25 protein-coding genes and 1 tRNA gene are annotated in these 25521 nt (G+C 59.3%); 10 read left to right on the top strand and 16 right to left on the bottom strand.

The window, feature by feature from the left end; genetic code table 11:
* Positions 1-145: 145 nt before the first annotated feature.
* On the top strand, positions 146-637 hold the full coding sequence (locus CDA63_RS03615; RefSeq protein WP_242434537.1) for a CIA30 family protein: 492 nt from the start codon (positions 146-148) through the stop codon (positions 635-637).
* Positions 638-829: 192 nt separating this feature from the next.
* Here CDA63_RS03615 and pulA read toward each other — a convergent pair whose 3' ends face one another.
* The 8 genes from pulA to CDA63_RS03575 form a co-directional block, all read right to left on the bottom strand.
* Positions 830-2833: a type I pullulanase gene (gene pulA, locus CDA63_RS03610; protein WP_088463076.1), complete on the bottom strand. Its 2004-nt coding sequence runs from the start codon at positions 2831-2833 to the stop codon at positions 830-832.
* A 385-nt stretch (positions 2834-3218) separates the two neighbouring features.
* The gene (locus tag CDA63_RS03605) at positions 3219-3806 is read right to left on the bottom strand and encodes a hypothetical protein (RefSeq protein WP_088463075.1); all 588 of its coding nucleotides are present in this window, start codon (positions 3804-3806) and stop codon (positions 3219-3221) included.
* A gap of 114 nt (positions 3807-3920) precedes the next feature.
* Entirely contained in the window at positions 3921-4409 is a 489-nt protein-coding gene (gene paaD / locus CDA63_RS03600; RefSeq protein WP_088463074.1) for a 1,2-phenylacetyl-CoA epoxidase subunit PaaD, read from the bottom strand.
* A 56-nt stretch (positions 4410-4465) separates the two neighbouring features.
* A complete protein-coding gene (locus tag CDA63_RS20300) occupies positions 4466-4711 on the bottom strand; it encodes a hypothetical protein (RefSeq protein WP_126546715.1) in 246 nt (81 codons plus the stop codon).
* A gap of 243 nt (positions 4712-4954) precedes the next feature.
* Positions 4955-5704: a 1,2-phenylacetyl-CoA epoxidase subunit PaaC gene (gene paaC / locus CDA63_RS03590; RefSeq protein ID WP_088463072.1), complete on the bottom strand. Its 750-nt coding sequence runs from the start codon at positions 5702-5704 to the stop codon at positions 4955-4957.
* Positions 5705-5720: 16 nt separating this feature from the next.
* Entirely contained in the window at positions 5721-6347 is a 627-nt protein-coding gene (locus tag CDA63_RS03585; RefSeq protein WP_088463171.1) for a phenylacetic acid degradation b, read from the bottom strand.
* Between the two features lie 160 nt (positions 6348-6507).
* Positions 6508-7497, bottom strand: a complete 990-nt coding sequence (gene paaA, locus CDA63_RS03580) for a 1,2-phenylacetyl-CoA epoxidase subunit PaaA (RefSeq protein ID WP_199797485.1) — start codon at positions 7495-7497, stop codon at positions 6508-6510.
* A 143-nt stretch (positions 7498-7640) separates the two neighbouring features.
* Positions 7641-8237, bottom strand: coding sequence for a TetR/AcrR family transcriptional regulator (locus tag CDA63_RS03575; protein ID WP_088463071.1), 597 nt, complete (start codon positions 8235-8237; stop codon positions 7641-7643).
* A gap of 381 nt (positions 8238-8618) precedes the next feature.
* Between CDA63_RS03575 and thiL the strand changes: the two genes are divergently transcribed.
* A complete protein-coding gene (thiL, locus tag CDA63_RS03570; protein WP_088463070.1) occupies positions 8619-9641 on the top strand; it encodes a thiamine-phosphate kinase in 1023 nt (340 codons plus the stop codon).
* A gap of 59 nt (positions 9642-9700) precedes the next feature.
* Here thiL and CDA63_RS03565 read toward each other — a convergent pair whose 3' ends face one another.
* From CDA63_RS03565 to rlmD, 4 genes are read right to left on the bottom strand one after another with little or no spacing between them, the layout of a single operon-like run.
* Entirely contained in the window at positions 9701-9943 is a 243-nt protein-coding gene (locus tag CDA63_RS03565; RefSeq protein WP_088463069.1) for a hypothetical protein, read from the bottom strand.
* A gap of 7 nt (positions 9944-9950) precedes the next feature.
* Entirely contained in the window at positions 9951-10325 is a 375-nt protein-coding gene (locus CDA63_RS03560; protein WP_088463068.1) for a hypothetical protein, read from the bottom strand.
* A 10-nt stretch (positions 10326-10335) separates the two neighbouring features.
* Positions 10336-10707 carry a hypothetical protein gene (locus CDA63_RS03555; RefSeq protein WP_088463067.1) on the bottom strand — a complete coding sequence of 124 codons (372 nt, stop codon included), beginning with the start codon at positions 10705-10707 and terminating at the stop codon, positions 10336-10338.
* Positions 10708-10720: 13 nt separating this feature from the next.
* A complete protein-coding gene (gene rlmD / locus CDA63_RS03550; RefSeq protein WP_394335380.1) occupies positions 10721-12130 on the bottom strand; it encodes a 23S rRNA (uracil(1939)-C(5))-methyltransferase RlmD in 1410 nt (469 codons plus the stop codon).
* Between the two features lie 170 nt (positions 12131-12300).
* Between rlmD and CDA63_RS03545 the strand changes: the two genes are divergently transcribed.
* On the top strand, positions 12301-13107 hold the full coding sequence (locus CDA63_RS03545) for an SDR family oxidoreductase (RefSeq protein ID WP_199797484.1): 807 nt from the start codon (positions 12301-12303) through the stop codon (positions 13105-13107).
* A 163-nt stretch (positions 13108-13270) separates the two neighbouring features.
* Here CDA63_RS03545 and CDA63_RS03540 read toward each other — a convergent pair whose 3' ends face one another.
* A complete protein-coding gene (locus tag CDA63_RS03540; protein WP_126546714.1) occupies positions 13271-13879 on the bottom strand; it encodes an SH3 domain-containing protein in 609 nt (202 codons plus the stop codon).
* 188 nt (positions 13880-14067) lie between these two features.
* On the opposite strand from CDA63_RS03540, the gene CDA63_RS03535 reads away from it, so the two are divergent.
* Positions 14068-14143: transfer RNA gene (locus CDA63_RS03535), tRNA-Lys, on the top strand.
* Between the two features lie 82 nt (positions 14144-14225).
* On the opposite strand, the gene CDA63_RS03530 is transcribed toward CDA63_RS03535, so the two are convergent.
* The gene (locus CDA63_RS03530; RefSeq protein ID WP_165768178.1) at positions 14226-16592 is read right to left on the bottom strand and encodes a polysaccharide biosynthesis tyrosine autokinase; all 2367 of its coding nucleotides are present in this window, start codon (positions 16590-16592) and stop codon (positions 14226-14228) included.
* 125 nt (positions 16593-16717) lie between these two features.
* A complete protein-coding gene (locus CDA63_RS03525) occupies positions 16718-17500 on the bottom strand; it encodes a polysaccharide biosynthesis/export family protein (protein ID WP_088463063.1) in 783 nt (260 codons plus the stop codon).
* A gap of 286 nt (positions 17501-17786) precedes the next feature.
* Between CDA63_RS03525 and CDA63_RS03520 the strand changes: the two genes are divergently transcribed.
* The 5 genes from CDA63_RS03520 to CDA63_RS03500 all read left to right on the top strand — a co-directional run bounded on the left by CDA63_RS03520 (position 17787) and on the right by CDA63_RS03500 (position 23918).
* Entirely contained in the window at positions 17787-18464 is a 678-nt protein-coding gene (locus CDA63_RS03520; protein ID WP_088463062.1) for a response regulator transcription factor, read from the top strand.
* Between the two features lie 82 nt (positions 18465-18546).
* On the top strand, positions 18547-19971 hold the full coding sequence (locus tag CDA63_RS03515; protein WP_088463061.1) for a HAMP domain-containing sensor histidine kinase: 1425 nt from the start codon (positions 18547-18549) through the stop codon (positions 19969-19971).
* A 299-nt stretch (positions 19972-20270) separates the two neighbouring features.
* Positions 20271-21884 (top strand): SulP family inorganic anion transporter, encoded by a 1614-nt coding sequence (locus CDA63_RS03510; protein ID WP_317044031.1) that lies wholly within the window; start codon positions 20271-20273, stop codon positions 21882-21884.
* Positions 21885-21944: 60 nt separating this feature from the next.
* A complete protein-coding gene (locus tag CDA63_RS03505; RefSeq protein WP_242434536.1) occupies positions 21945-22715 on the top strand; it encodes a carbonic anhydrase in 771 nt (256 codons plus the stop codon).
* 255 nt (positions 22716-22970) lie between these two features.
* The gene (locus CDA63_RS03500) at positions 22971-23918 is read left to right on the top strand and encodes an NAD(P)-dependent alcohol dehydrogenase (RefSeq protein ID WP_088463059.1); all 948 of its coding nucleotides are present in this window, start codon (positions 22971-22973) and stop codon (positions 23916-23918) included.
* A gap of 196 nt (positions 23919-24114) precedes the next feature.
* Here the strand turns inward: CDA63_RS03500 and CDA63_RS03495 are convergent, their stop codons facing one another.
* Positions 24115-24555: an EamA family transporter gene (locus CDA63_RS03495; RefSeq protein ID WP_088463058.1), complete on the bottom strand. Its 441-nt coding sequence runs from the start codon at positions 24553-24555 to the stop codon at positions 24115-24117.
* A 225-nt stretch (positions 24556-24780) separates the two neighbouring features.
* Between CDA63_RS03495 and CDA63_RS03490 the strand changes: the two genes are divergently transcribed.
* Positions 24781-25491: an SDR family NAD(P)-dependent oxidoreductase gene (locus CDA63_RS03490; RefSeq protein WP_242434535.1), complete on the top strand. Its 711-nt coding sequence runs from the start codon at positions 24781-24783 to the stop codon at positions 25489-25491.
* Positions 25492-25521: the final 30 nt, after the last annotated feature.

Below are 25521 nucleotides of genomic sequence, written 5' to 3'. Positions count from 1 at the left end.
CCACTGAATCGATGTATCGCCAATTGAGAATCAGGCTACGGGAAACTATCCAAAGCCAAAGGACTTATTTATAGGTGTAGAAAACTGCACGTAGCCGCACGTAAAGACTACCGCAATGAACACTTCATTTTTAACTATACTACTCATGGGCAGCCTGCTTCTTTTTGATTTTAGCTCTTCCTCCGATTGGGCGGGGTGGGAGATAGAGAACGACGTGGTAATGGGCGGCAAATCCACCAGCAAACTCACGCGAAACGAAGCGGGCAACGCAGTCTTTACGGGCGATGTTTCCTTGAAAAACAACGGTGGATTTGCTTCCATGCAATATCATTTCGCACCCAAAAACGTGGGCGGCTACGATAAGGCCTGCATCCGCCTGAAGGGCGATGGTAAGGACTACCAGTTTAGAATAAAATCCAACCTGCAGGAAAGGGCCTCCTACATATATAACTTTGAAACCAGCGGAGAATGGCAGACCATTGAGATTCCGCTGAATAAGATGGAGCCTACCTTCCGCGGCAACAAGCTGGACCTGCCCAACTTCAATGCCGATAAAATTCAGGAGATTAGGTTTCTAATAGGCAACGGAAAAGCCGAGAACTTTCGACTGGAAATAGATAAGATAGAACTACAATAAACTCTGACCCACTACCGAATAATCGATATTTAAGCCGGTAGAATGTGCGGGGGGGGCTTGGGGAATTTGCCAGCTTGCAACTTTCTTGTCCCTGCAAATTCCGCAGGTACTTCTGGCGAGCGAGCCTTTGGAGTGCTACATCCGCTAAGCAGGCGCTAGCTGTACAGCTGCTCGGCAGCATCTTACCCATATCTACCGCACCAGCAGCAGCGCCGAGCTGGCGGGCACCACTGTATTGCCCGACCTTACGCGCAGCTTGCCCACGCCTCGCTCATCAATCTGCTGGCCTCGCAGTACCACCCGGTACTTACCGGCCGGCAGGGGCAGGGTAGCCGGGGCGCGGGTGCCATTGAAGAGCACTGTAATAGTGTTCCACTTGTCGCCGCCAGCGTGGTCGAGGAGTTGGTAGCCTACCGTGCCGGCCGGTAGGTTGGGCAGGAAGCGCAGGTGGCGGGCAATCAGGTCCTGAGTGGGCAGCCGGAAGGCCGGGTGCGCCCGCCGCAACGCCAGCAGCCGGCGGTAGAAACCGAACACTTCTTGGTAACGGGCCTTCCGGTCCCAGTGCAGCTGGTTGATGCTATCGGGCAGGTTGTAGGAGTTGGTGGCCCCTTGCTTGGTGCGCAGGAACTCGTCGCCGATGGGCAGGAAGGGCACGCCCTGGGAGGTGAACACTATCGTGTTGGCCAGCACGTCCTGGGCCAGTAGCTCCGCCTCGGTGGCCGTGGGGTTGGAGCGTTTGAGCTGGTCCCAGAGCAGCATATCGTCGTGGCAGGCGGCGTAGTTGAGGCACTGCGCCGGGGAAGCGGCCCAGGGGGCGGTGCTGTAATTGACTTTGGCGTAGTCGAGTTGGGGGTGGCGGGTGGCGGCCACGATGCCGAACTTCACGCTTTCCTCTAGCCCCGGCCGGCCACTCACGAAGCCGGGCTGGTCGTGGTTGGAAAACGGACCTTTGAGGGCATCGCGCAGCTCGTCGCTGAACGCGGCTACGCCCGGCAGGGCTACCATGTTGGCCTTGAGGGCGCGTTGCTCGTTGGGCAGCGGGCTGGCTCCCGCCGTCCACCCTTCGCCATAAAGCAAAATACTGGGGTCGAGGGCGTGCAAGGCGGTTTCGGCTTGGCGCATGGTTTCCAGGTCCAGAATGCCCATCAAATCGAACCGGAATCCGTCGGCGTGGTACTCCCGGGCCCAATACAGCAACGACTCCACGATAAGCTTGCGCACCATCGGGCGCTCCGAGGCCACCTCATTGCCGCAGGCGGCCGCGTCGGAGAGGCTGCCGTCGGGGTTGTGGCGGTAGTAATAGCCGGGTACGAGCTGCTCGAAGCTGGTGCGCTGCACGGCCGTAGTATGGTTGTACACTACGTCGAGCACGAGGCGCAAACCGCCCTGGTGCAAGGCCTGCACCATCTGGCGGAACTCGCGCAGCCGCACCGCCGGGTCGGCGGGGTCGGTGGCAAACGAGCCTTCAGGCACGGTGTAGTGTAGCGGGTCGTAGCCCCAGTTGAAGGGCGGATTGGGCCGGCTCTCATCGATGGAGGAGAAGTCGTTGGTGGGCAGTAGGTGCACGTGGGTAACGCCCAGCTCCTGCAGGTGGGCCAGCCCGGTTCGTACGCCGCCCGGCCCGGTGGTGCTGGGTTCCGCTAGGCCTAGGTATTGGCCCTTGTGTTGGATGCCCGATTGCGGGCCGCTCGACAGGTCGCGCACGCTCACCTCGCCTACCATAATGGCGGTGGGCGATGCAAGCGGCGGGTGCTGGTCGGAGTTCCAGCCGGGGGGTGTGGCGGTGGCTGGGTCGAGCCACGCGCCCCGCTCGCCATTGAGGCCCACCGCGTGCACGTAAGGGTCGGGCACTTCGGCCCGGCGCTGGCCGCTGATGGTGGCTTGCACGGTATAGAAGCCGGTGGTGCCCGCCGGCAGCGTCAGGGTCCAGGTGCCCTGCCCGGCCCGGCGCAGCGGGTAGCTGGCCGTGGCCAGACCGCCGGTGCCGGCCGCGTACCGGCGCAGGCGCACCGAGTCGGCGGTGGGGGCCCACACGCTCAGGGTACCGGCCCGGGTGGCGGGGTCGAAGGTCAGTCCCAGATCAGTTCCCCGATACACGGGGTAAGCAGTGGTGTCAGCAAATGAGCCCAGCTGGATTTGCGCTTGGGCAGGCAGGCTACCGCAAAGCAGCAGCAGCGGGAGAAGACGAAGAAGCATGGAAACTGCGGGAATGAGATGGGTTGGCAAGTGGCGTCGGCAATGCAGACTGCATTCTACCATACCACGTTGGCGGCCTTCAAAATTAACACAAACCGTATGTAAAGGCCGAAGCAAAGAGTCTGAGCGGGCTTCCTGCGAATACCACAACCGCGCCTACTCTTGCAGACATGCTCAGTCGGTTTCAACCTAACTACAGGGGCAGCGTTGCGCTTAGCAACTGATGGTGCTGCCCGTTCTGGCCGGGCACGTAGGGGGCATAACCAACACGGGGTAGAGATGCCAAGATGCATCTTTACCCCGTGTTGGTTACTGGTGGAAAGCTATTCAAGCCATCCAAATTGTTCAGTCAGCCTCTTCGAATAGCAGTTGAACAGGCGGCCCGCTACTCTACGATAGTGAACAAGGGCAGGGGCTGGAGTTTAGCGTAGGAGCCACCCAGCTGTTGCAGCTCCTGGGCATGTACAACCAGATAATTGTTGAAGCGCGTGGCCGCCTGATCGTAGTGCACCCGGTAGGCAACCAGCTCGGCATCGGCCGTCTGAATCCGTTCGGTCAGCTCCCGCACGATGGGGGCGGGCTCCCGGTTCTCGGGCAGCGCCAGCCCGTACACGGCCCGCAGCACGGAATCCTGGGCGGCGTCGTAGGCATCGATGTGGGCCGACTCGGCCATGGTTTGCTGGGTATAGCGGCGCTTCGGCAGCCGGTCGTTGGCGTATTGCAACTGGGCCAGCTGGGTGCGGTCGGTGCCGGGCTGGGTGGTTAGTTCGCGCAGTAGCTGGCGGGTGTCGCGGAGCTTGGCGTCGTCGGAGGCCAGCATTTCGGTCCAGTTGGCCGTCACGGTGTCGCGCAGAATATTGAGCTGGACCTTCACCGCTTCCGCCGAAGCCGGGTCGATGGGTTTGGGAGTACGATTGCAGCTGGCCGAAACAAGGACCGCCAGCAGTAGCAACAGCGAGGTAAAGCGCTTCATAAAAGGCAGGCAAAAAAAGAGGTGTGGCAGCCCAACGAAAATAATCCGAAAATCAATCTATCTGGTCCGAAAAACTCTTCACGAAGTCCGTGAAAAAACCTGCCGGGCCGCTGGCTATATGGGTTTGAACTGCTCGAAGATCTGGCGGCAGTCGTGGCAGTAGTGTACGGCGCGGCAAAGCGTGGCGCCAAAAGGCGTGCGCAGTTCGGTATTAGTGGTGTGGCAGCGCGGGCACTCGGCGTACTCCAGAATATCGAGGTCGAGCAGGCCGCCGTTGAGCTTGGGCGGCGTGGCTAGCCCGTGTCGGCGCAGGCCCTCCCGGCCCCGGTCCGTCACCATATCCGACGTCCACGGGTCGCGCAGACTGATTTCGGTCGTCACGCGCGGGATGCCGTGGGCCTTGAGGGTCGTCTCCACATCGCGGCGCATGTAGTCCATGGCTGGGCAGCCAGCGAAAGTAGGCGTCAGGCGCACGTACACGCCGCCGTCGTCCTCCACCCGGACCTCCCGAATCACGCCGAGGTCCACGAGCGAAATCGTCGGAATCTCCGGGTCGGTTACGGCCTGGAGCCAGTCGAGAATTTGGGCTTTGGTGGTGGGCATGAGGTTTGGTGCTTAGTGTTCTGAGAATAGTGATTACGGTAATAATTGAGGCTGTTTCAAACCGTTTCCTTCGCGGCCAGAAGCTCCTTGAGGCGCATTGTGGCGCGGCTGGTCGCAATAGCACAATTTAGATTTCCTACGCCAACGCCCATTAGCGCGGGCATCAGGCAAAATCCAATTAAAGGCCAGGAAAAATTATTAACTCCCATACTTAGGTTGCTGGTAATCAGCAGAAAAAATACGCTTCCGCTTATAAATACAATCCGCCCTATTTTATCAGATAATCCGTTCGTGAAGCGCATAACTATCCGGCTCTGCTCTGGGCCTGAAGCAATGATGCTACCTTCAATCAGCAAGCTACTTCTGCCAGTTGGCCGAATCCAGAAGCTATCCGCGGTAACCTCCCCGCTGAATGGATGAGACGCTAAGATGTCGTACCACTTTATCTCTTTTGTCTCCCCGCACAACAGGTTTACCACCTCCTCGGGTGGGCATCGACTCAATAGCGTAACGGTTTTGTCGTAACTCAGCAACATCGTCCGGCTTTACCAATCAGCCGTGGGGTCGAGGCGGAATACTTCGGCCATTTCGTCGAGCAGGGGCTGTAGGTGCTCGGTGTGCTGACCCTGGCGGCCGCCGGCTACGGGCGTGAGGGTGCGCAGGTCGGGCAGGGTGAGGGCAGTTTGGGCCAGCACTTTGCTGATGCTGGCTTCCCAACGGGCTTGCAGCTCTGCTTCTCCGATGAACAGGCCGCTGCTGATAATTTCGGGTTCGGCTTCGGTGGTTTCGAAGATGCTCAGGGCGTAGGGCAGCGTGAATTCCAGGGCCGCCTGCATGCGCTCAATGGCCTCTTCTGTGGCCGTGCCCAGGCGCTTCACCCATGTGTTGGCGTGCAGTACGTGGTACTTCAGCTCGCCCTTCACCTTGCGGGCCACGAGGGCTAGCGGCTCGTAGGAGCTATCGGCCAACGCCTCGAAGCGTAGCAGCTCGGCATGGTCGAAGAGGAAGTGCCGGATCAGGCTGAAATCGTACTCACCGATGGGTAGCTCCGTAAGCTGGCAGCAATGAAACTGGGGCGCATTGCGGGTGAAGGCCACCGTATCGGGTTCGGCCTCGCCCAGCTCGTGCAGCAGGCCATAGAGTTGCAGCGAGTGGCCAAGTTTGTCCTGAGCCATGCTCGAAAACGCAATGTCTTCTTCCAGGATAGGGCCCAGGCCATTCCATTCGGAGTTGCGGTGGCCCAGAATCAACTGGTCGTCGGCGAGGCGGTAAAGTAGGTCGAGAGTAGGGTTCATGTAGTCGATATACTGGTTATCCTTCCTGCTTGAACCGGTCGATGCGGTCCTGGACTTTGTAGGAAATGGCTTCGCGGTACTTTTTGTCGGGCGTGGTCGTCCACATATCCCGGTCTTCGTCGTCGGAACGCAGCAGGTCGGCGCTGCGAATCACCCACACATTCACTACCGGGCGCTGGTCGCCGAACGCGGCCTTGGCGGCCTGCAGGGCCGCTTCGGGCGAGGCAGCCTGCACCTGTCCCACGTGGGCGTGCGCCTTGCCGCGTTTCTTGAGGTGGAAGATGTCGTAGGATTCCTGCCCGGTGGCAGCGGCCGTGCCCAGCTCGTCGGCGGGCAGCAGCGGCAGCCGGTCGTACACTGACTGCTGGTCGTCACCGTACTCGGTCACTTTAATGGCAGAAGTCGGCACCACCCACATGCCGGTGCACGGGAAGCGGCGGCTGAACTGTTCCTTGGCAAACAGGAAGGCCACGTCGGCCTCGGGCGCGTGCACCGGCCCCACATAGGCGTAGGCCGCGTTTTCTTTGCGCTGGTGAAACACCTCGTAGGTCGGAAACTGGTCCAGCGCCACCTTATCAGTAGGAAGCGAGGGCACCTCCGGCAATTCCAGCCGGCTGATGCGCGGGTCGAAGGAGAAGAGCAAAGGGAAGGGAATTGAAGATGGGAGGAGGTAAATAATGCCCGTCATGCTGAGCGAAGGCAGAGCCGGAGTCTAAGTATCTCTACCGCCACAGTAATCATACACTATTGCGGTAGAGATGCTTCGACTCCGCTGCGTTCAGCATGACGGGCCTTCTACCTATTTAAGCCAGCGGGCGCACGTACTGGGCCTTGGGCTGCTGCATGGCGCGGCGGACCCAGGCACCATTTTCCTCGGCGGCGCGGCGCACGGCAATGCGCTCGGCGTTGCAGGGGCCGTCGCCGTTAATCACGCGCTTGAAATCCTCCCAATCGGGCTCCGAGAACTCCCACACGCCCTCCTCATTCTTGCGCAGGTTGGCGTCGGGCAGCGTCAGGCCAATTTCCCAGATTTTGGGCACGTACATATCCAAGAACTGCTGGCGGCAGGCGTCGTTGGTCGCCATCTTAACCTTCCAGCGCATCAGGATTTCGGTGTGCGTGCTCATCTTATCCGAGGGGCCGAAGAAGGTCATGATGGCGGGCCACCAGCGGTTGAGGGCCTCCTGCATCATCTTCCGCTGAATAGGCGTGCCAGTTGCCATGTGCACCACGGCGTCGTGGCCATACTTGAGGTGGAAGGCCTCCTCGGCGCAAATCCGGTCGAGGGCGCGGCAGTAGGGGCCGTAACTTCCCTTGGCGTTGGCCATCTGGTTGACGATGGCGCCGGCGTCAATCAGCCACGAAATCACGTTCGAGTCGGCCCAGGTAGGGGTGGGGTAGTTGAAGACGTTGCTGTACTTGCTCTTGCCGTTCACCAGGTCCGACAGCATCTGCTCCCGGGTTTTGCCCAGTGTTTCGGCGGCCGAATACAATAGCTGCGCGTGGCCCACTTCATCCTGCACCTTGGCCATCTGGGCCATTTTGCGGCGGAATCCAGGGGCCCGGGTAATCCAGGTGCCTTCGGGCAGCGAACCAATGATTTCGGAGTGCGCGTGCTGCTCAATCATGCGCGTGAGCTGCTTGCGGTAGAGCTGGGGCATCCAATCGGTGGGCTCGATTTTCTCGCCCCGGGCAATGCGGGCCTCAAATTCGGCCAGCAGAATCGGGTCTTCATTTTCGAGGCCGGTGGTCGCCTTGGCAGGAATATCGTGGGTGGAAGCGGAACCGTACATAGTGGGAAGTTTTAGAGGTCAAAGGTGAGAAGTGAGGAAACGTCATTCAGAGCGCAGCGAATAATCTCGCATGAAGTGGTTGGAACAATTATCATTCAACGAGTACGAGCGAGATTCTTCGCTGCGCTCTGAATGACGTTTCCTCACTTCTGATTTCCTCGTACTTCCAACCCGAAAAGCAGCTGGTTGGCGAGGCGGTGGGCAATATCGATGGGGGCCAGCGGGCCACCAGGGCGGTACCACGAGGGCAACCAATTGAGCGAGGCCAGCAGGGTGAGGGCAGCGAAAATGGGGTCGGGCGCATATAATTCGCCGCTGGCTGCGCCCTCTCCAATGAGCTGGCGGAAACCGGCCTCGTACCGCTCACGCAGCGCCAGAAACTCGGTGCGGGCCGGCTCCGAAAGGTGGCGCCACTCGTGCAAAAACACAGCCGACGCCGCCACATCGGCGGTAAGTACCCGCACGTGGCTTTCTACGGCCCGGCGCAGACGGGTGGCCGCGGGCAGAATCTCATCGGCTGCAGCTTCTTCAAACCCACTGAAAAAATCCTCCGCCAGCCGGAAGCAGATGCGGTGCAGAATTTCCTCCTTGCTGCGAATGTGCGAATAAATACTGCCTGCTTCCATTCCCAGAGCTGAAGCCAGTTCCCGCATGCTGGTAGCGGCAAAGCCCCGAGTACGGAACAGCGCGGTAGCCGTCTGGTCGATCTGGTCTTTGCGCGAAAGCAGGGTAGATTCCATGGGGTGGGAGCAGGGCGGGCGAAGGTCAAATATACCTTTCCTAACGTTCGTTAGCAAGAAAAAGTTAGAATACTTCAGCTGCCCTATCGCCCACGTAGTCAGGGGCAACAGCAACCAGGCAACCCTATGCGTTACCAGTTGCCGATGCAATTGGCGTACGCCGTTTACCCGCTTTACAGGGCGGCACCCACTTTAAATGGTAAACGTTTCCGCGTAAGCTGGCGACTTCGGCGGCCAAGGGCAAGCTGCCACTTGGCCGCCTGCTACCCAAGTGGCGCACTTACCCCTGGCCGCCGTACCTTTGCGGCAGGTTTTACCCGGGGCAGCTACGCCCTGCTCAAACTAGCGAAACCACGATTAATCAGCGAAAATCAACGATTTATGACCCCTCTTGATCAGGTAGGCGAGTTCGGCCTCATCCATAGAATTCAGCAAACCGTACAGCTCACCCAGCCCAGCACTATCCTCGGCATCGGCGACGACGCGGCCATCCTGGCACCGGCAGCCGGCCAGGAACTGGTCATCAGCACCGATTTGCTGGTGGAAGGCGTGCACTTCGACCTCACCTTTTGCCCCCTCAAGCACCTGGGCTACAAAGCCGTGGCCGTGAATGTATCGGATATTGCCGCCATGAATGCGGTGCCCACCCAAATTGTAGTGGCAGTGAGCATTCCGGCCCGCTTCACGGTGGAAGCCGTGGAGGAGCTCTTTGAGGGAATCACACTGGCCTGCGAAGCTTACAACGTGGATCTGGTAGGCGGCGACACTACCGGCAGCCGTGCTGGCCTCACCATCAGCATCACGGCCCTGGGCCAGGCCGAGGCGGGTAAAGCCGTCCGCCGCAGCGGGGCCGGCCCCAACGACCTGTTGTGCGTAACCGGCGACCTGGGTGGGGCCTACCTGGGCCTGCAGGTGCTGGAACGCGAGAAACAGGTCTGGCAGGCCGACCCCGAGTCGCAGCCCGAGCTCGATAAGTACCCCTACGTGCTCCAGCGCCAGCTGCGCCCCGAGGCCCGCATGGACGTTATCCACGAGCTGCGCGACCTGGGCGTAACGCCCACCAGCATGATCGACGTGTCAGACGGGCTGGCTTCCGAAGTGCTGCACCTGTGCCAGGCCAGCGGCACCGGGGCGCGCATCTTCACCGAAAACCTGCCCATTGCCAACCCCACGCTCGAAGTGGCCGAGGAATTTAACCTCGACCCCATCATGTGCATGCTCAACGGCGGCGAAGACTACGAGCTGCTGTTCACCGTCCCGCTCGCCGACCACGCCAAGCTCAAAAACCACCCCGACATCACCATCATCGGCCACATGGTCGAGAAGAGCGAAGGCGCCAACCTCATCACCAAAGCCGGCCAGCCCGTGCCGTTGAAGGCGCAGGGATTTAGCCACTTTGGGTAAGGATTTCAGTGATTAGAAACGAAAAAGGGACTCAATGATTTGAGTCCCTTTTTCCGTTTCTAATCACTGAAATCTCTGAATAAGCTCTCTAAAGCTTCTTCACCTTCTAGCCCTCCTCCTGGAGAAGCGGATTTGAAAACTTCTACTTCTACATGGCTGTCGGCGAAAAACTCTATTTCCCACCGTTGCCCTGGAACAGCTACTAATACCATTATGGCCTCTTCACGGTGATGGGCCAGCATGTAGTGAATCTTGCGGCTGTCCAGTTCGGTAAGAAAGCTAAGTAGTTTCTGCAAAGCCATAGTTGCCCTAATCCTCGGGATAGGGGATGTAGACGAAGTTGGTGAACTCCTCGTCGAGCACAAAGAGGCAGCAGTACTCGTTCGGCTCGCGGTAGGTTTGCTGGAAGGCCTCGATGCCTTCCTCGCTGATGATGCCCTGCTGCACGAACAGCTCCAGGTAGCTGGCGAAAACGTGCCACTCCAGGTTCAGCTCATCGGCATTCACGAGCAGGCCGCCTAGCGGTACTTCCTGGCGGGCAAACACGAAGATGGGATACTTGGAAATGTCGCGCTTGCGGATTTGCGACGAGGCTTCGCTGAGCGTATCGGAAACGGTGGCGAAATCCTTGGTGATGGTACCAAGGTATTTACCGTTCAGTTCGGGGTCGTTGGTGTAGTCCATGTGGTATAGTTCAAACCGGCCATCGTCCCATCAGGGTAGCGATGCGCAAATATTCTTCAGATTCTACAAAAGCAATGCTCTCCTGAATGATACTTTTATCAAGCGAGGTTAAGTGTCCGATAGACATGCCGCGTAACGCTTGCAATAGCTGTTTTTCATTGTCAGAGCGAATGGATACCTCCTGCCCATCTAGTAGAAAAGAGCCAGGTATATTAGTGCCAGCCCATTCCTTTAAAATCATCTTTTGGCAAAATTCGACGCTGAATTCGGTTTTATTACCATCGAGAAGATAGAGTGTTATAGAACCGCCATCCATCCAAGCTATTAATTCTTTTAACTGGAACGGTGTGATGAAACTCGAAGAATCTATTGACTTTTTCATCTTGCAGAAAAATCTACCGTAACTCCAGCAACACCACGTTCTCCACGTGGTGGGTGTGCGGGAACATATCCACGGGCTGCACTTTCACTACTTTATACGCCTCATCCAGTAGTTCCAAATCACGGGCTTGGGTGGCGGGGTTACAGCTGACGTAGACGATGCGGGGGGCGCGCATTTCGAGCAGGCGGGCCACCACGTCGGGGTGCATGCCGGCGCGGGGCGGGTCGGTGATGACGACGTCGGGGCGGCCATGCTGCTGGATGAACTCGGCGTTGAGCACGTCCTTCATGTCGCCGGCGTAGAACTCGGTATTGGTCGTGCCGTTAATTTCGGAGTTAATGTAGGCATCCTGCACGGCCGACTCGACGTACTCGACGCCCACCACGTGGCGGGCCTGCCGGGCCACGAAGTTGGCAATGGTGCCGGCGCCGGTGTAGAGGTCGTACACCAGCTCCGAGCCGGTGAGCTGGGCGAAGTCGCGGGTAATTTTGTAGAGGTTGTAGGCGCCTTCCGAGTTGGTCTGGTAGAACGATTTCGGCCCCACGCGGAAGCGCAGGCCCTCCATTTCCTCGTGGATGTGGGGTTCGCCCTTGTAGCACACCACCTCCAGGTCGTTGAAGGTTTCGTTGCCCTTGTCGTTGAGCACGTAGTTGAGCGAGGTGATTTGCGGGAACCGCTCGGCCAGAAAATCCAGCAGCGGTACCAGCGCGTCGTGGGCGTAGTAGCACTGCAGAATCACCATCAGGTCGCCGGTGTTGGCCGTCCGGATGATGAGGTTGCGCAGGAAGCCCTCTTGGGTGACGAGGTTGTTGAAGGGCAGCTCGTGCTCCAGGGCGTAGTCGCGCACGGCCAGCCGGATCTGGTTGCTGGGGTCGGGCTGCAGCCAGCAGTGGTTCACGTCCAGAATCTTATCGAAGCGGCCGGGCGTGTGAAAGCCCAGCACGCGCCGCTCGTAGTCGTGGCCGCTGGCAATCTGCTCGTTGGTCAGCCAGCCATTGTGGCTGAAGGTGAATTCGAGCTTGTTGCGGTAGTAAGTCTGGTCGGGCGAAGGGGTGATGGGCAGGATTTCGGGCAGCGCCACTTTGCCGATGCGCTGCAACGTATCGGCCACCTGCTGGTGCTTGAATTGGAGCTGGGTATCGTAGCCCAGGTGCTGCCACTTGCAGCCCCCGCAGGTACCGAAATGCTCGCAGAACGGTGTCACGCGCAGCTCGGAGTACTTATGAAACTTGGTGGGCACGGCCTCCAGGAAGTTCTTCTTGGCCTTGGTCACGCGCAGGTCCACCACGTCGCCGGGCGCTACCTGGGTTACGAAGATGACCAGATTCTCGCGGCGCACCAGGCACTTGCCCTCGGCCACCATGTCGGTGATTTCGACTTCGCGGAGCAGCTCCGCCGGGATGTTTTTAACTGATTTTCTCACGGGGACAAAGATAGACCACGGATGAGCACGGATTTCAGCGGATTTGACGGATTTTGTGGACAGCTCACAGATTCGACCGGAATTCACGAATTTCGCGGCCCAACTGGCCGTTCAAAGGCACCAGCTACAAAATCCGTGGAATCCGCTAAAATCCGCGCTAATCCGTGATCATGAGAGACAAAGTAGTGCTGATTACTGGCGGCACCTCGGGCATCGGCCGGGCCACGGCCCTGGAGTTTGGGCGCGCTGGCGCCAAAGTGGCCTTCACCGGCCGCAACGAGGCCCGCCTGGCTGAAACGGCCGCCGAACTGGCTGCGCTGGGCATCCCGCACCTAGCCATTCGGGCCGATGTGGGCGTGGAGGCCGACTCACAGCTGGCCGTGGCTGAAACGGTAGCCGCATTTGGCAAGCTCGATATCCTGATCAACAACGCCGGCATCAGTATGCGGGCCTTGTTTCGGGATGCCGACCTCGACGTGATTCGCCAGCTGATGCAGACCAATTTCTTCGGCACCGTGTACGCCACCAAGTTCGCGTTGCCCTACGTTACGGCGGCTAAAGGCTCCATTGTGGGTATCAGCAGCATTGCCGGCTACCGGGGCCTGCCGGGGCGCACGGGCTACTCGGCCTCGAAGTTTGCCATGCACGGCTTCCTGGAAGCGCTGCGCACCGAGCTGCTGCCCCAGGGCGTGCATGTGCTGCTAGCCTGCCCGGGCTTCACGGCCTCCAACATCCGCAACGTGGCCCTGGCCGCCGATGGCCAAGCCCAGGGCGAGTCGCCCCGCGACGAAGGGGCCATGATGAGCAGCGAAGCAGTAGCCGGCCACCTGCTGCAAGCCGTGCAGCAGCGCCGCCGCGACCTGGTGCTCACCAGCCAGGGCAAGCTGACGGTATGGCTTAACCGCCTGCTGCCCGGCTTAGCCGACAAGCTCGTGCTCAAGCACTTCCGTAAAGAAGAGCCTGATTTCAACCTTTAACTCGTTGCTGGTTGTTGGGGGCAGTATGAGACCGTCATGCTGAGCGCAGCCGAAGCATCTCTACTGCAATGGTAGTCCTGTTGCTTGATTGGCACCACAGCGAAGCGGTAGAGATGCTTCGGCTGCGCTCAGCATGACGATCCTATTGCTAATCAACCGACAACTACTCCACCAGCAGCAGGTCGGGGCGGCGGAGGTAGGCGTCGCGTCCCTGCCACTGCACGCGGTACCAGATATCCTGCCGGCCGAGCACTTCGAACCGGTCGCCGGCGGCGGCGGTGGTTAGCCAGGTGGAGCCAGCGCCAGGACCGGCCATAAGCGGGACCCGGGGCCGGATTACCAGCCCCACCCGGGCCGGGGCCAGCAGATTCAGGAATAGTCCGATACCCAGCACGTAGCCGGCATACGCGCTCCACCAGGCGCGGTCGGCGGTGCGGCGGCGAATTAGCAGGGCCGTGCCTCCCACGATGGCCAGAATGAGGAGGCCTTGCAACAGGCGGTAGTAATAGCGCTGGAGCGTGATAAGCAGGTTTTGCCGCCACGTATCGGGGTAGCCGGTAAGGCGGTGTTCCTGAGCCAGGGCCACCATCTTGCGCCAAGTGGCGTAGCGCGGCTGGCCGGCCTGGGCCACGCTCAGGTAGTAAAGGGCCGCCGGATAATGGCCCAGCGTTTCCTGAATGTAAGCCATACGCAGTATCTGCCGGTCCGACTGTAGGCTACCCTGGTCGCGGGCGCGGCGGTACCAAGGGTAGGCCTCGGCTACTTGCCCCACTTGGAAGAGCGAATCGGCCTTCTGAAGCGCCGAACTAACTTTTTGGGCCTGAACAGGTTGACTGAATGCCGCAAGGAATAGGAAAAAAAGGAGGGCTTTTTTACGCAAAACAGTTGCACGGTTAAATCCCGAACTCTACTTTTGTGCCACAATCAGCGCAAAACGTTCGTTGCTTTTGCAAAGAAACTGATTCTGTAGCTCAGCTGGTAGAGCAATACACTTTTAATGTATGGGTCCTGGGTTCGAATCCCAGCGGGATCACCAAAAGGTCTCACTACGCTTCGTAGTGAGGCCTTTTTTCGTTAGTGGGGCTGCAGATGTTCCGTTTGCGGCCAGCTGCAGTAGACTAATAGCCGTAGGTATATGCATCTTTCTTATAGCGGTACTCATAGGTGCTGGTGAAGTGCACATCGTTGATAATCAGGTACACGTGCTTGATTTTGTTGTTCAGGTGCAATTCATCAATGTTACTGATCAGCGACTTATCGGTGTAGTTCTGGCGCACCACATATATGTTGGCATCAAGGTGGTGCAGCAACAGGAAAAACTCGGCCACGTAGCCCGTCGGGGGCGTATCGACCAGTATGTAGTCGTACTGCCGGCGTAACTCGGCCATGAGCTCGGTCATGCGCGGGCCTTCTAGTAGCTGAGTGGGGTTGGCCGGCAGGGGGCCGCAGCCCAGTACGTCGAGGTTGGGTACACCCGAGGGCTGGCGGCTTTCGTCGAGCGTGCTCTCGCCGGCCAGGTACGTGCTCAGGCCATATGGGGCGCCCGTTTCGGCCAGCCCGAAGTAGGCCATGACAGCGGGGCGGCGTAGGTCGCATTCGAGTAGCAGCACTTTACGGTTGCTCAGGGCCATTTCGGCCGCCAGGTTTACGGCGCAGAAGGTTTTACCCTCGCCCGGTACCGATGAGGTGACGCCAATTACCTGCTTGTCGAGGCCAGCCGAGAGGTACTGCAGGTTTACGCGGATGGAGCGGAACGACTCGGCCAGTGGCCCCTTGGGGTTTTGCAGCATCGTCGCCTTATCCTGCTTGGTACCGTGGGCCACTACGCCCAGCATCGGGATGCTGGTGATGCGGGATAGGTCCTGCTTGCTCTGAATACGGCTGTTGGCCTTGTCGAGCAGCAACGACAGGCCGGTTGGCACCAGCAAGCCGCCCAGCAGGGCCAGCAGCATTACCATGCCTGGCTTGGGCGCCAGCGGGCCAGTGCCACTCATTGCCGCCGCGTCCACTACTTTTTTATCAGTGGCGTTGGTGGCCAGTGCAATGGCCGCCTCGGCCCGCTTCTCCACCAGAAACTGGTAATTTTTGTCGTTGAACTCCGATTTGCTGCGCAGTTCAGACAGCTGCCGTTCGTTTTCTGGCATGCGGCTCATCGTGCTCCGGACCCGGGCCAGTTGGGTATCCAAATCGCCCAAGGCAATATCAGCCGCCCGGCTCATGTTGGCCAGCGTCTGGGTCAGGCTCTCCTTAGCCACCCGGATGCGCTCATCGAGGATCGTGACCAGCGGGTTGCCGGCGCTGGCGTTTACCTCCAGCGCAGCGCGCTGGCTATTGAGTTCGGCCAGCTGCAGAATCAGCTTATCCACCACCGGGTCTTCGATGCCCATGCTGGTAGGGGCCGCAATCTGGCTCGTGCCCTGGCGCTCACGCAGGTAGCTGAGCATGTTGCGGTAATACTTCTGATTGGTGCTTACCCGGGCCCGGCGGCTTTCCAGCTCGCTCTGCTGTTGAATACCGCTCACCGACTGCGCCTCTACATCGACCACGCCCTGGGTGGTGCGAAACGAACTGATGGCTGCCGCCGATGTGCCAACTGACCGGGCCAGTTGCTGAATTTGCTCGTTGAGGAAGGCTACCGTTTTCTGGCCCGTCAGGTTTTTGGCCCGCAGGTCGTTCTGCATGTACACGGCCATAAGCGTGTCGAGAAACTGCGTTTCTTTAGCCGGCACCGCACCCTTGCTGGTAAGCTCCACAATCCGCGATTCGCGGTCGATGGGGTGTACGCCCAGGTGCTGTTGGTACTCCCGAATCAAGTTGCCACGGTCGTGGAGCAGCACGAAGTAGTGCCCGTCGGCCTTAATGGCCTCGGCCGCGTTGGTAGTTACGGGCTGTATAACGGCCGTAAGCAGCGGAGTCCGGAGTGTGTCGCCGGCCCCCACCACCTCGTCGAGGCGGGGAGCGAGTACATCCTGCACGAGGCGGCCGGTGGGCAGCTCATAAAGCTGGCCTTTGGCGGCATCGGCCCGTACCCGGAAGCGGCCGTTGGGCAGTGGCGTTACGTAAATGCGCACACCTGTGAGCTGCGGCGCTGTGGGCAGGGGCCGCAGGCGAAAGGGCGCCGTGGTAGCGGCCTGTTCGCGCACCTGCACCTCAGCCACCGAGTTGAGCCAGGTGGCGGGGGCGGCGTGGTAAGTTACTTCGAAGGGCAGGCGGTCGAGTACCTGGCCCACCAGATCGGCCGACGTCAGCACCCCAATTTCGTCTTCCATTTTGGGGCCTTTATCCTTCACCTCCAGCATCTGGAGCAGCTCCTGGGTCTGCTTCGAGCCCGTAGCCTGGTCGCCCAGCAGCAGGGTGCTGCGGAAGGCGTACTCGGGCGGCGTAACGCGCAGGTAGAGGAAAGCGGCCAGCCCCGCCAGCAGCAGCGAGCCTACAAACCACGGCCAGCGGCGGCGCAGCTGAAACCAAAGTTCAGACAGTGTCACATCGGCAGCAGAGGCGGAGGCAGGGGAGAGTTGAGCAGATTCCATAACGATGGGCGCTGGTGCAAATGGGAGAAGAGCTAAGCGTAGCAAGCCGGCAGCGACTTGCTACAGCGGCGGCGGGGCCGCTACTTGAACACGTTCAGGTAGCTGAGAATGAGCACGACCGACGAGATGCCGGCGAATACCAACCCCAGGTTGGTGGCATTGCCGCGGTTGGCCCGGGCCGGGAGCGGCTCCACGTACAGCGCATCGTTGGGCAGCAGGTAGAAGTAGGGCGAAGACAGCAAGGCCGGGTCGGTGAGGTCGAGCAGCACCACTTCCGAGCCCTTGGCCGTTTGGCGGATGAGCTTCACGTTCTGGCGGTTGCCGAATTCGGTTAAGTCGCCGGCCAGCCCCAGGCCTTCGAGCAAGGTACATTGGGCGTTGTACACGAAATAGCGGCCCGGGGTGCGCACCTCGCCCAGCACCGTAACCTTGAACGAAAGCAGCTTGACGAGCACGTTGGCATCGCGCGCAAACTTGTTGATCTGCTGCTGCACGGCCACCTGCACTTCCTCTACCAGCAGGCCCTCCACCCGCAACGGCCCCACGGTGGGCAGGTTGATGTTGCCGGCCTGATCGACCGAGTAGCCACTCAGAAACAGGTTGCCGGGGTCGCCATTGAGCGCCGACCGGTTATCGACGTTGAAAATGTCGTTGAGCTGGGGCTGCACGCTCTGTACCCGGATGCTGAGCACGTCGCCCGGCTGCACCCGGTACTGCTGCCGGATATTTTCGACTACAACCGGCTGGCGGCTGTTATAAGTGGCTCCTTGCAGGTAGGGTAGGTTTTTCTGGGAAACGCAACCGCCCAGCCCGGTCAGTACCAGGAGCAGCAACACGAGAAAATAAGGACGATGTAGCTGCATAAGGGGAGATGGGTAGCGAGAATGAAGAAGACGTTTGGGAAGAGTTCGGTACTAAGGTAAGAGTATTGAACATTTCCGCAAACATATTGGACTAATTAATAAAAGACAAGATAAAATAAAATTATTCATATAAGATTCATGGTCAACTGGGTGGCTATAAAAGCTGTTGAAGGATAGAAAGTAAGATGCGCGCAAAGATGCGCTGGCGGCCCGCCGTAGCACCCGGACTGTACATTATGCCTACGCGTACTACCTTCGGGCTCATCCGTCGCTACCTCACGCTCCCATGAAAATTCTGCTGGTCGAAGACGAACCCAAAGTAGCGGCCTTTCTGCATCAGGGACTCACCGAACAACACCACAGCGTAGATCTGGCCGCCGACGGCCTGCTCGGCCTGCGCCTGGCTCTGCAGGGAGAGTACGACCTGCTGATTCTTGATACGCTGCTGCCGGGCCTGAGCGGGCTGGAAGTGTGCCGGCAGGTGCGGGCCCGAAACACGGGTGTACCCATTCTCATGCTCACGGCCCTGGGCGAAACCGACGATAAAATCAGGGGCCTCGATGCCGGGGCCGATGATTACCTGGTTAAGCCCTTTGCTTTTCAGGAGCTGCTGGCCCGCATCCGGGCCCTTACGCGCCGCCGCCACGAAACGCCCGCGACCGGCAGTGTTCTGCGCCTCGCCGACCTCACCCTCGACCCGGCCCGCAAAGTGGTGCAGCGGGCCGGCCAGCCCATTCAGCTCACGGCCCGCGAATTTGCTTTGCTCGAATACCTGCTGCGCAACCAGAACCGCGTGGTATCGCGGGTCGATATTCTGGAGCAAGTCTGGGAAACCAGCTTCGACACTGGCTCTAACGTTATTGATGTTTACATCAATTTCCTGCGTAAGAAGCTCGATAAGGACTTTACGCCCAAGCTCATCCATACCCTCGTGGGGATGGGCTACGTGATGAAGGAGGAGTAAATTTAGTTGTCAGTTGCTAGTTGTACGTCCACTCAAACCATCGACAACCGGCAACTGACAACTGGCATCTAGCAACTGAATTATGTCTATTCGTACCCGGCTGACGTTGCAGTTCGTGGCTATTCTGGTGGTGACGCTGCTGCTGTTTGCCACCGTGATTTACTACTTCACCTACCAGTCGCGGCGGGAGGCATTCACCGAGAGTCTGTTCGCGCGGGCCCGCATTGTGGCCCACGTATACCTCGATGGTACCCGCCGCGAGGATGAGGCCAGCCGGGCCTCGTACCGGCGCTACCTGCGGCAGTTCTACCGCACCCTGCCCGAGGAAGAAGTGCGCGTATTTGGTACCCGCAACCAGGTGGTGTTCAAGGAAGGAAATGTGGGGCGCGCGGTGCCCCGTTCGCTGCTGCGGGAAATACGCCGCGATGGCCGCGAAGTGCTGCTCGAAGCTGCGCACCGCCAGACGGTGGGTCTGCTTTATCATGACCCCGGCCGGGGCAACTTTGTGGTGGTAGCCTCGTCGGTGGATGCCGACAGCCGCCAGAAACTCGATAACCTGCTCACGGTGTTGGTTTTCGGGCTGTTGGCCTCGTTCGTGGTGGTGGGCATCGGGGGCTGGTTTTTCGCTGGCCAGGCCTTGCAGCCCATGAAGCGTATTGTGGGAGAAGTGGACCAGATTACGGCCTCCGACCTGCACCGCCGCCTGAGCCGGGCCGAGGGCTACGACGAAGTATCGTTGCTGGCCCAGCGCTTCAACAGTTTGCTCGACCGCCTCGAAACGGCCTTTGGGGGCCAGCGGACCTTTGTGCGTGATGCTTCGCACGAGCTGCGCACCCCGCTGGCCGCCATTATTGGGCAGCTCGAAGTAGCGTTGCTGCAACAGGAGCGCAGCACCGCCGAATACCGCGCCGTGCTCCAGAGCACGCTCGACGCGGCCCGCCTGCTCAAGGACTTGGCCAACGGCCTGCTCCAGATTGCCCGCGCCTCCGACGACCCCAGCCAGGTGCCCCGTACGCCCCTGCGCCTGGATGAGTTGCTGCTGCAGGCCCACGAGGAGCTCTACCGCCGCCAGCCCACCTGCCGCATCGACCTCGACTTCAGCGAAACGCCCGACGCGCCCCGCCACGCGCCCTTTACCGTGCTGGGCAACGAGGCGCTGCTGCTTTCGGCCTTCCTCAACATTATGGAAAATGCCTGCAAGTTCTCGGTTGGCAGCACGGCCCCCATCGTGGCCACGCTGGCGGCCACCCGCACCCGGGTCCGGCTCACCGTCCGCGACCAGGGGTTGGGTATGAATGAAACCGACCGCCAGCAGGTATTTGTGCCTTTCTTCCGGGCCGAGGCGACCCGTACCGTGCCTGGGCACGGCATTGGCCTGCCGCTCACGGCCAAAATAATGGAGCTGCACGGTGGCCGCGTGGAGGTGGCAAGCGAATTGGGCCAGGGCACGGCCGTTGTGCTCGACCTGCCGGCCATTGACAGGCCTGAATTTTCGGGGTGGGGGTAAATTTTGGTCGAGTTTGACCAGCAAGCCCTGATTAGCCCCAAGATGCGGACTAGAAAAAAGGCTAGGCGTCTGCTTTGCAAGCAGGAGCGCTAGCCTTTTTTCTAGTCCGCATCTTGGGCTAATCAGCAGTATTTTTATTCAATAACTATCTGAAATTAAAACAATTATAGGTGTTTAATGGGGTTTTAACCTCCTTTTAATTGGGTCTTAACACTTGCCCTATAGTATTGCGATGATCAGAAGGCTGTCTATACGGTTGCCGGCTGATGCACTCCGCCCCTCAAAGCTTCCCTCAGCTTATGTCCAAAATTACCCCGGTAAACGGGCCGACTGCTAACGCAGGTCTGGCTAGCCGTATGCCCTCCCCGTTTTCTTCCTTTAGCAAAGACCTGCCTGCCGGTTTGGTGGTGTTCCTAGTGGCGCTGCCGCTGTGTCTGGGTATTTCACTGGCCTCGGGCGCGCCGCTGCTTTCGGGCGTTATTGCCGGCATTGTGGGCGGCGTGGTAGTTTCCTGGCTCAGCGGCTCGGCCCTGAGCGTGAGCGGCCCTGCCGCCGGCCTGACGGCCATCATCGTGGCCGCCATCGGTACGCTTGGCTCGTTCGAGGCCGTGCTGGCCGCCACCGTTATTGCCGGCGCCATCCAGGTCGGACTGGGCGTGGCCCGGGCGGGCATTATCGGCCTGTATTTCCCCACCTCCGTTATTCGCGGCATGCTGGCCGCCATTGGCCTGATTCTGATTCTCAAGCAGATTCCGCACTTTCTGGGCATCGACACCGACTATTTTTCCGACCTGAGCTTTTTGCAGTTCGATGGCCGCAACACGTTCAGCGAAATCGGCAACGCCTTGGAAAACTTCCGGCCCGGCTCGGCCCTGATCGGGTTGGTATGCCTGGTCGTGCTGCTGCTCTGGGATAAGGTGCTCAGCAAGCATAGCAAAATAGCCCAGCTGGTACCCGGGGCGCTGGTAGTGGTGGTGGTAGCAATTCTGCTGAACGTATACTTCGGCTCGATGGTCCCCATGCTCAGCATCCGGCCCGACCACATGGTGAACTTACCCCGCATCCAATCGCTGCAGGACGCGGCCCAACTAATTACCTCGCCCGACTGGTCGGCCTTTACTCGTCCGGCCACCTACACCGTAGCCTTCACCATCGCCATTGTGGCCTCGCTCGAAACCCTGCTCAGCGTAGAAGCCGTCGACAAGCTCGACCCCCACAAGCGCACCACCCCCACCAACCGCGAAATGATGGCCCAGGGCACGGGTAACATGATCAGCGGTCTGCTCGGCGGTTTGCCCATGACGGCGGTTATTGTGCGCAGCTCGGCCAACATCAACTCTGGTGGCCAAACGCGCATGTCGGCCTTCTTCCACGGCTTGCTATTACTCGTGAGTCTGTTATTTCTCGGGTCGGTGCTCAACAAAATTCCGTTGTCGGCTCTGGCGGCCATTTTGCTCGTTATTGGTTACAAACTCACCAATCCGGCACTGTACCGCACTCAGTGGAAACTGGGTTGGCAGCAGTTCCTTCCCTTCATTATCACCATCACCGCCATTCTGTTTACTGATCTGCTGAAGGGCGTGGTATTGGGTCTGGTTGTAGGCATCTTTTACATCCTGAAAGCCAATTACAACTCGGCTTATTTCCTGAGCAAGCCGGTTACGCCGGGGCAGGACAAGGGGCCCATTATTTTGCGGCTTTCCCAGCAGGTATCCTTCCTCAACAAGGCCAGCATTATCAAGGTCCTGGAAGAATTGCCCTTTAACTCCATGGTTGTCATCGACGGCTCCGACTCCTCGTTCATCGATTACGACGTGCTCGAAGCCATTGAGAACTTCCGCCTCTCGGCCCCCGACCGCGGCATCAACCTGGAGTTGCGCGACATTCCCCAGGTAGAAGCCATCGGCCACTAGCAAGCCACGAGCGCCTACCTTGCCATCTTCCCTTCAACCACCTGATTTTTCCCCTCCCTTATGAACGGTATCGAATCAATTCTGGAAAACAACCGCAAGTGGGTAAAAGAGCAGCGCGCTGCCGACCCCGATTTCTTTAACCGCTTGGCCGATGGGCAGCAGCCCAAATACCTGTTCATCGGCTGCTCCGACTCGCGGGTGCCGGCTTCGGCCATTACCGGTACCGGTCCGGGCGAAATGTTCGTGCACCGCAACATTGCCAACATGGTGGTGCACACCGATTTCAACATGCTTTCGGTGTTGCAGTACGCCGTGGAAGTGTTGGGCGTGCAGGATATCATAGTCTGCGGCCACTACGGCTGCGGGGGCGTGGCTGCCGCCGCCAGCAACAAGCAGTACGGCCTGATTGACGGCTGGCTGACCAATATCCGCGACGTTATCCGGGTGCACGAAATGGAGTTTCTGCGCATCAGTGATGAGGATTCGCGCCTGCGCCGCCTGGTGGAGCTGAACGTGATTGAGCAGGTCCGTAACCTGGCTAAAACCAGCATTATTCAGAACGCCCGCAAAGGCGCCAAACCACCCCGCTTGCACGGTTTGGTGTACGACATCAAGGAAGGGCTGCTAACCGACCTGAAGGTAGAAGACGACATGATTTCCGAATTCAACCACATCTATGGCACCAGTGCCCAGAAGCACGCGGCTAAGGTGCTGGAAAAAGAAACGGATAAGCCCAAGCTGACGGCCGACAAGCCCAAGCTAACGGATGAGAAGTCGGAGAAAAAGTCAAGCGAGCCATCGGGCAAAAACAGTAAGCCGGCAGCCAAATAAACCCAACACCAGGCTGGCCAAGCACCTGCCGTCACCAGCATCATCGGGCGTAGTCTGAGGGGAGTACGCTTTCGATGTGTGAAACCGCCGCGTCCGTTGGATGCGGTGGTTTTTTTTGGGCCTGGGGCAAGCAGGTTGCCCGGTTTGGGGTAACACCCGGTGGGGGAGGTGCCGTACACCAAATACGGCGCACCCCGCTGGAATGGGGCATTGCACCCGGCCTGCCGCTCACTTCTCACTTCTGATTCCTTTCAAATGAACGCCATCTATTTCACGCAATACGGTTCTGCCAGCGTCCTTCGCTACGGCGAGCAGCCCACGCCTACGCTCAAAGCCAACCAAATCCTGGTTCGGGTGCGAGCTAGCAGCGTCAATCCGATTGATTGGAAAGTGCGCCGCGGCGACCTGAAGCTGCTCACGGGCCACGATTTCCCGAAGATTCCGGGCCGCGACGTGGCCGGCGAGGTGGCGGCCGTGGGCAGCCAGGTGGTTCGTTTTAAGGTGGGCGACCGGGTGTACGGAATGCCCAACGACGGTACCGGCGGGGCCAACGCCGAGTACGCGCTGCTGGCCGAGCCGGTGGCCGCCTTCATTCCTGATAACCTGAGCTTCGAGCAGGCGGGGGCCGTGCCGCTGGCCGCCCTCACGGCCTTGCAGGCCCTACGCGACCAGGGCCAGGTGCTTTCCGGCGACCGGGTGCTCATTAATGGAGCCTCGGGTGGCGTGGGCTGTTTCGCGGTGCAGCTAGCCAAAGCGCTGGGCGCGGGCGAGGTAACCGGCACGTGTAGCGCCGAGAACATGGACCTGGTACGCGAGCTGGGGGCCGACCGGGTCCTGGACTACGAACGGCACAATTTCACCCAGGATTCGAGCCGCTACGATGTGGTGTTCGACGCGGTGGGCAAGAGCAGTTTTGTGGCCAGCCAGCACGCGCTGCGCCGCAACGGGCGCTACGTCAGCACCGATCCGCAGCCCACTACCGTTGTCACCGACAAGCTGGCGGCGGCCTTCACCAATAAGTCGGCCCACGTGCTGCTGGCCAAGGAGCGCGGCACCGATCTGGCCCTGATTTCGGCTTGGCTGCAAGCCGGAACTCTGCGCGTCATCATCGACAAAACTTTCCCGCTGAGCGAAACCGCTGCCGCCCACGAATACAGCGAAAAAGGCCATGCCACCGGTAAAATCGTGCTCGTGGTGCAGTAGACTGCTGAATGAGTGGCTGCGTGAAATCTGCCAAATCCACAGCGGATTTGAAACAGCGCAGCCTTCATAAATTCCCCGGTTCCTACTTGCTCTAAAGCCCCTGACGTGCGTGCGTCAGGGGCTTTAGTATCTGGTAAAGACGTTGAGCCCCATTGAAACGACTTGCTCCGCGCTGCTTTAACGATAGGATTTTGGTTCAGTCTCCGGTTCCCTCCTCGGCTCCCGAAAAGGCGATGAGCACGGCCCCGCCGGCCATCAGGACGGCGCCGGCCACCAGTTGCCAGGTTACTTTTTCTTTGAGGAAGAAAACCGCCAGCAGGATGGAAAATACGAGTGAAATTTTGTCGAACGATGCGGTGCGCGAGGCCATTCCCAGCTTGAGGGCCTGAAACGAAAACAGCGACGACGCGCAGGTGATAATGCCGGCCGCAATCAGGAACAGCCAGGTGCGCCGGTCTATTTGCTGCACCTGTCCCAAATGTCCCTGCCAGGCCACCACCGCCCACGCCACGCCCACTATCAGTACCGACTGAACGGCGAAGGCCAGACTCGACTCAATGTTCTTGACGCCCACTTTGGACAGCGTAACCACGACGGCCGCCGATAACGCGGCCAGCAACGAGAAAATAATCCACATAAAGCAAAAGGTTGAGAAGGTGCGCTGGGTGTACGAACGCAACAACAACGAATAGCAGGTACGAGGAGGCGAAAAGGCAGAAAAATACGGATTTTGCGCTTATTTTATTGGTAAGAGACTGACTGGCAGTGCTTCATTGAATGCTCATGTAACCTAAGCCTTTTAATTGCAGTCTAGCTTACAGAGCTTCTTTCCCATTTCACACGCAACTTTCACCATTCTGCTATGGCCGCTACTTCCGCCAACCGCCTTCAAAACCAAATTGCGCTTATCACGGGCGGCAGCTCCGGCATCGGGGCGGGCGTGGCCAAGGCCATGGCCGCCGAGGGGGCATCGGTTATCGTTAATTACGCGCACAGCGCCGACGAGGCGGCGGCCGTGGTGAAGGAAATAACCGACGCTGGTGGCCAGGCCGTTCCGTTCCAGGCCGATGTGAGCAAGGAAGACGACGTGCTGGCCATGTTCGACTTCATCCGTGAGAAGTTCGGCACGTTGCAAATCCTGGTTAATAACTCCGGCATTCAGGTGGATGCCAAGTTCGTGGACATGACCCTGGCCCAGTGGCAGAAGGTAATCGACGTGAACCTGACGGGCCAGTTTCTGTGCGCCCGCGAGGCGGCCCGCGAGTTCCTGCGCCGCGGCCCCCAGCAGGATATTTCGGCCGCGCTGGGCAAGATTATCTGCATGAGCTCGGTGCATGAAGTTATTCCGTGGGCCGGCCACGTGAACTATGCTACTAGTAAGGGCGGCATTATGCTGCTCATGAAAAGCATGGCCCAGGAGCTGGCACCCCATAAAATTCGCATCAACAGCATTGCGCCCGGCGCCATTGCCACGCCCATCAACCTCACGGCCCGCGATACGCCCGAAGAGGAAAAAGACCTGCTTACCCTCATTCCCTACGGCGAAGTCGAGGAATCTCTACCGCAATGCTAACCTTGGTGTTGGTTTTACTATTGCGGTAGA

The sequence above is a fragment of the Hymenobacter amundsenii genome (assembly GCF_002204745.1).
Taxonomy (GTDB): Bacteria; Bacteroidota; Bacteroidia; order Cytophagales; family Hymenobacteraceae; genus Hymenobacter; species Hymenobacter amundsenii.
This window is presented reverse-complemented; position numbering and strand designations above follow the sequence as displayed.

Excerpts from the sequence above, each read along its gene's own strand:
- CDA63_RS03490 (WP_242434535.1), top strand. The coding sequence starts at position 24,781 with ATGGCCGCTACTTCCGCCAACCGCCTTCAAAACCAAATTGCGCTTATC.
- CDA63_RS20300 (WP_126546715.1), bottom strand. The coding sequence starts at position 4,711 with ATGCGCTTCACGAACGGATTATCTGATAAAATAGGGCGGATTGTATTT.
- CDA63_RS03495 (WP_088463058.1), bottom strand. The coding sequence starts at position 24,555 with ATGTGGATTATTTTCTCGTTGCTGGCCGCGTTATCGGCGGCCGTCGTG.
- CDA63_RS03515 (WP_088463061.1), top strand. The coding sequence starts at position 18,547 with ATGTCTATTCGTACCCGGCTGACGTTGCAGTTCGTGGCTATTCTGGTG.
- paaA (WP_199797485.1), bottom strand. The coding sequence starts at position 7,497 with ATGTACGGTTCCGCTTCCACCCACGATATTCCTGCCAAGGCGACCACC.
- CDA63_RS03500 (WP_088463059.1), top strand. The coding sequence starts at position 22,971 with ATGAACGCCATCTATTTCACGCAATACGGTTCTGCCAGCGTCCTTCGC.
- CDA63_RS03505 (WP_242434536.1), top strand. The coding sequence starts at position 21,945 with ATGAACGGTATCGAATCAATTCTGGAAAACAACCGCAAGTGGGTAAAA.
- CDA63_RS03605 (WP_088463075.1), bottom strand. The coding sequence starts at position 3,806 with ATGAAGCGCTTTACCTCGCTGTTGCTACTGCTGGCGGTCCTTGTTTCG.
- CDA63_RS03525 (WP_088463063.1), bottom strand. The coding sequence starts at position 17,500 with ATGCAGCTACATCGTCCTTATTTTCTCGTGTTGCTGCTCCTGGTACTG.
- CDA63_RS03510 (WP_317044031.1), top strand. The coding sequence starts at position 20,271 with ATGTCCAAAATTACCCCGGTAAACGGGCCGACTGCTAACGCAGGTCTG.
- CDA63_RS03520 (WP_088463062.1), top strand. The coding sequence starts at position 17,787 with ATGAAAATTCTGCTGGTCGAAGACGAACCCAAAGTAGCGGCCTTTCTG.
- paaC (WP_088463072.1), bottom strand. The coding sequence starts at position 5,704 with ATGAACCCTACTCTCGACCTACTTTACCGCCTCGCCGACGACCAGTTG.
- thiL (WP_088463070.1), top strand. The coding sequence starts at position 8,619 with ATGACCCCTCTTGATCAGGTAGGCGAGTTCGGCCTCATCCATAGAATT.
- pulA (WP_088463076.1), bottom strand. The coding sequence starts at position 2,833 with ATGCTTCTTCGTCTTCTCCCGCTGCTGCTGCTTTGCGGTAGCCTGCCT.
- CDA63_RS03555 (WP_088463067.1), bottom strand. The coding sequence starts at position 10,707 with ATGAAAAAGTCAATAGATTCTTCGAGTTTCATCACACCGTTCCAGTTA.
- CDA63_RS03565 (WP_088463069.1), bottom strand. The coding sequence starts at position 9,943 with ATGGCTTTGCAGAAACTACTTAGCTTTCTTACCGAACTGGACAGCCGC.
- CDA63_RS03615 (WP_242434537.1), top strand. The coding sequence starts at position 146 with ATGGGCAGCCTGCTTCTTTTTGATTTTAGCTCTTCCTCCGATTGGGCG.
- CDA63_RS03545 (WP_199797484.1), top strand. The coding sequence starts at position 12,301 with ATGAGAGACAAAGTAGTGCTGATTACTGGCGGCACCTCGGGCATCGGC.
- CDA63_RS03560 (WP_088463068.1), bottom strand. The coding sequence starts at position 10,325 with ATGGACTACACCAACGACCCCGAACTGAACGGTAAATACCTTGGTACC.
- paaD (WP_088463074.1), bottom strand. The coding sequence starts at position 4,409 with ATGCCCACCACCAAAGCCCAAATTCTCGACTGGCTCCAGGCCGTAACC.
- CDA63_RS03575 (WP_088463071.1), bottom strand. The coding sequence starts at position 8,237 with ATGGAATCTACCCTGCTTTCGCGCAAAGACCAGATCGACCAGACGGCT.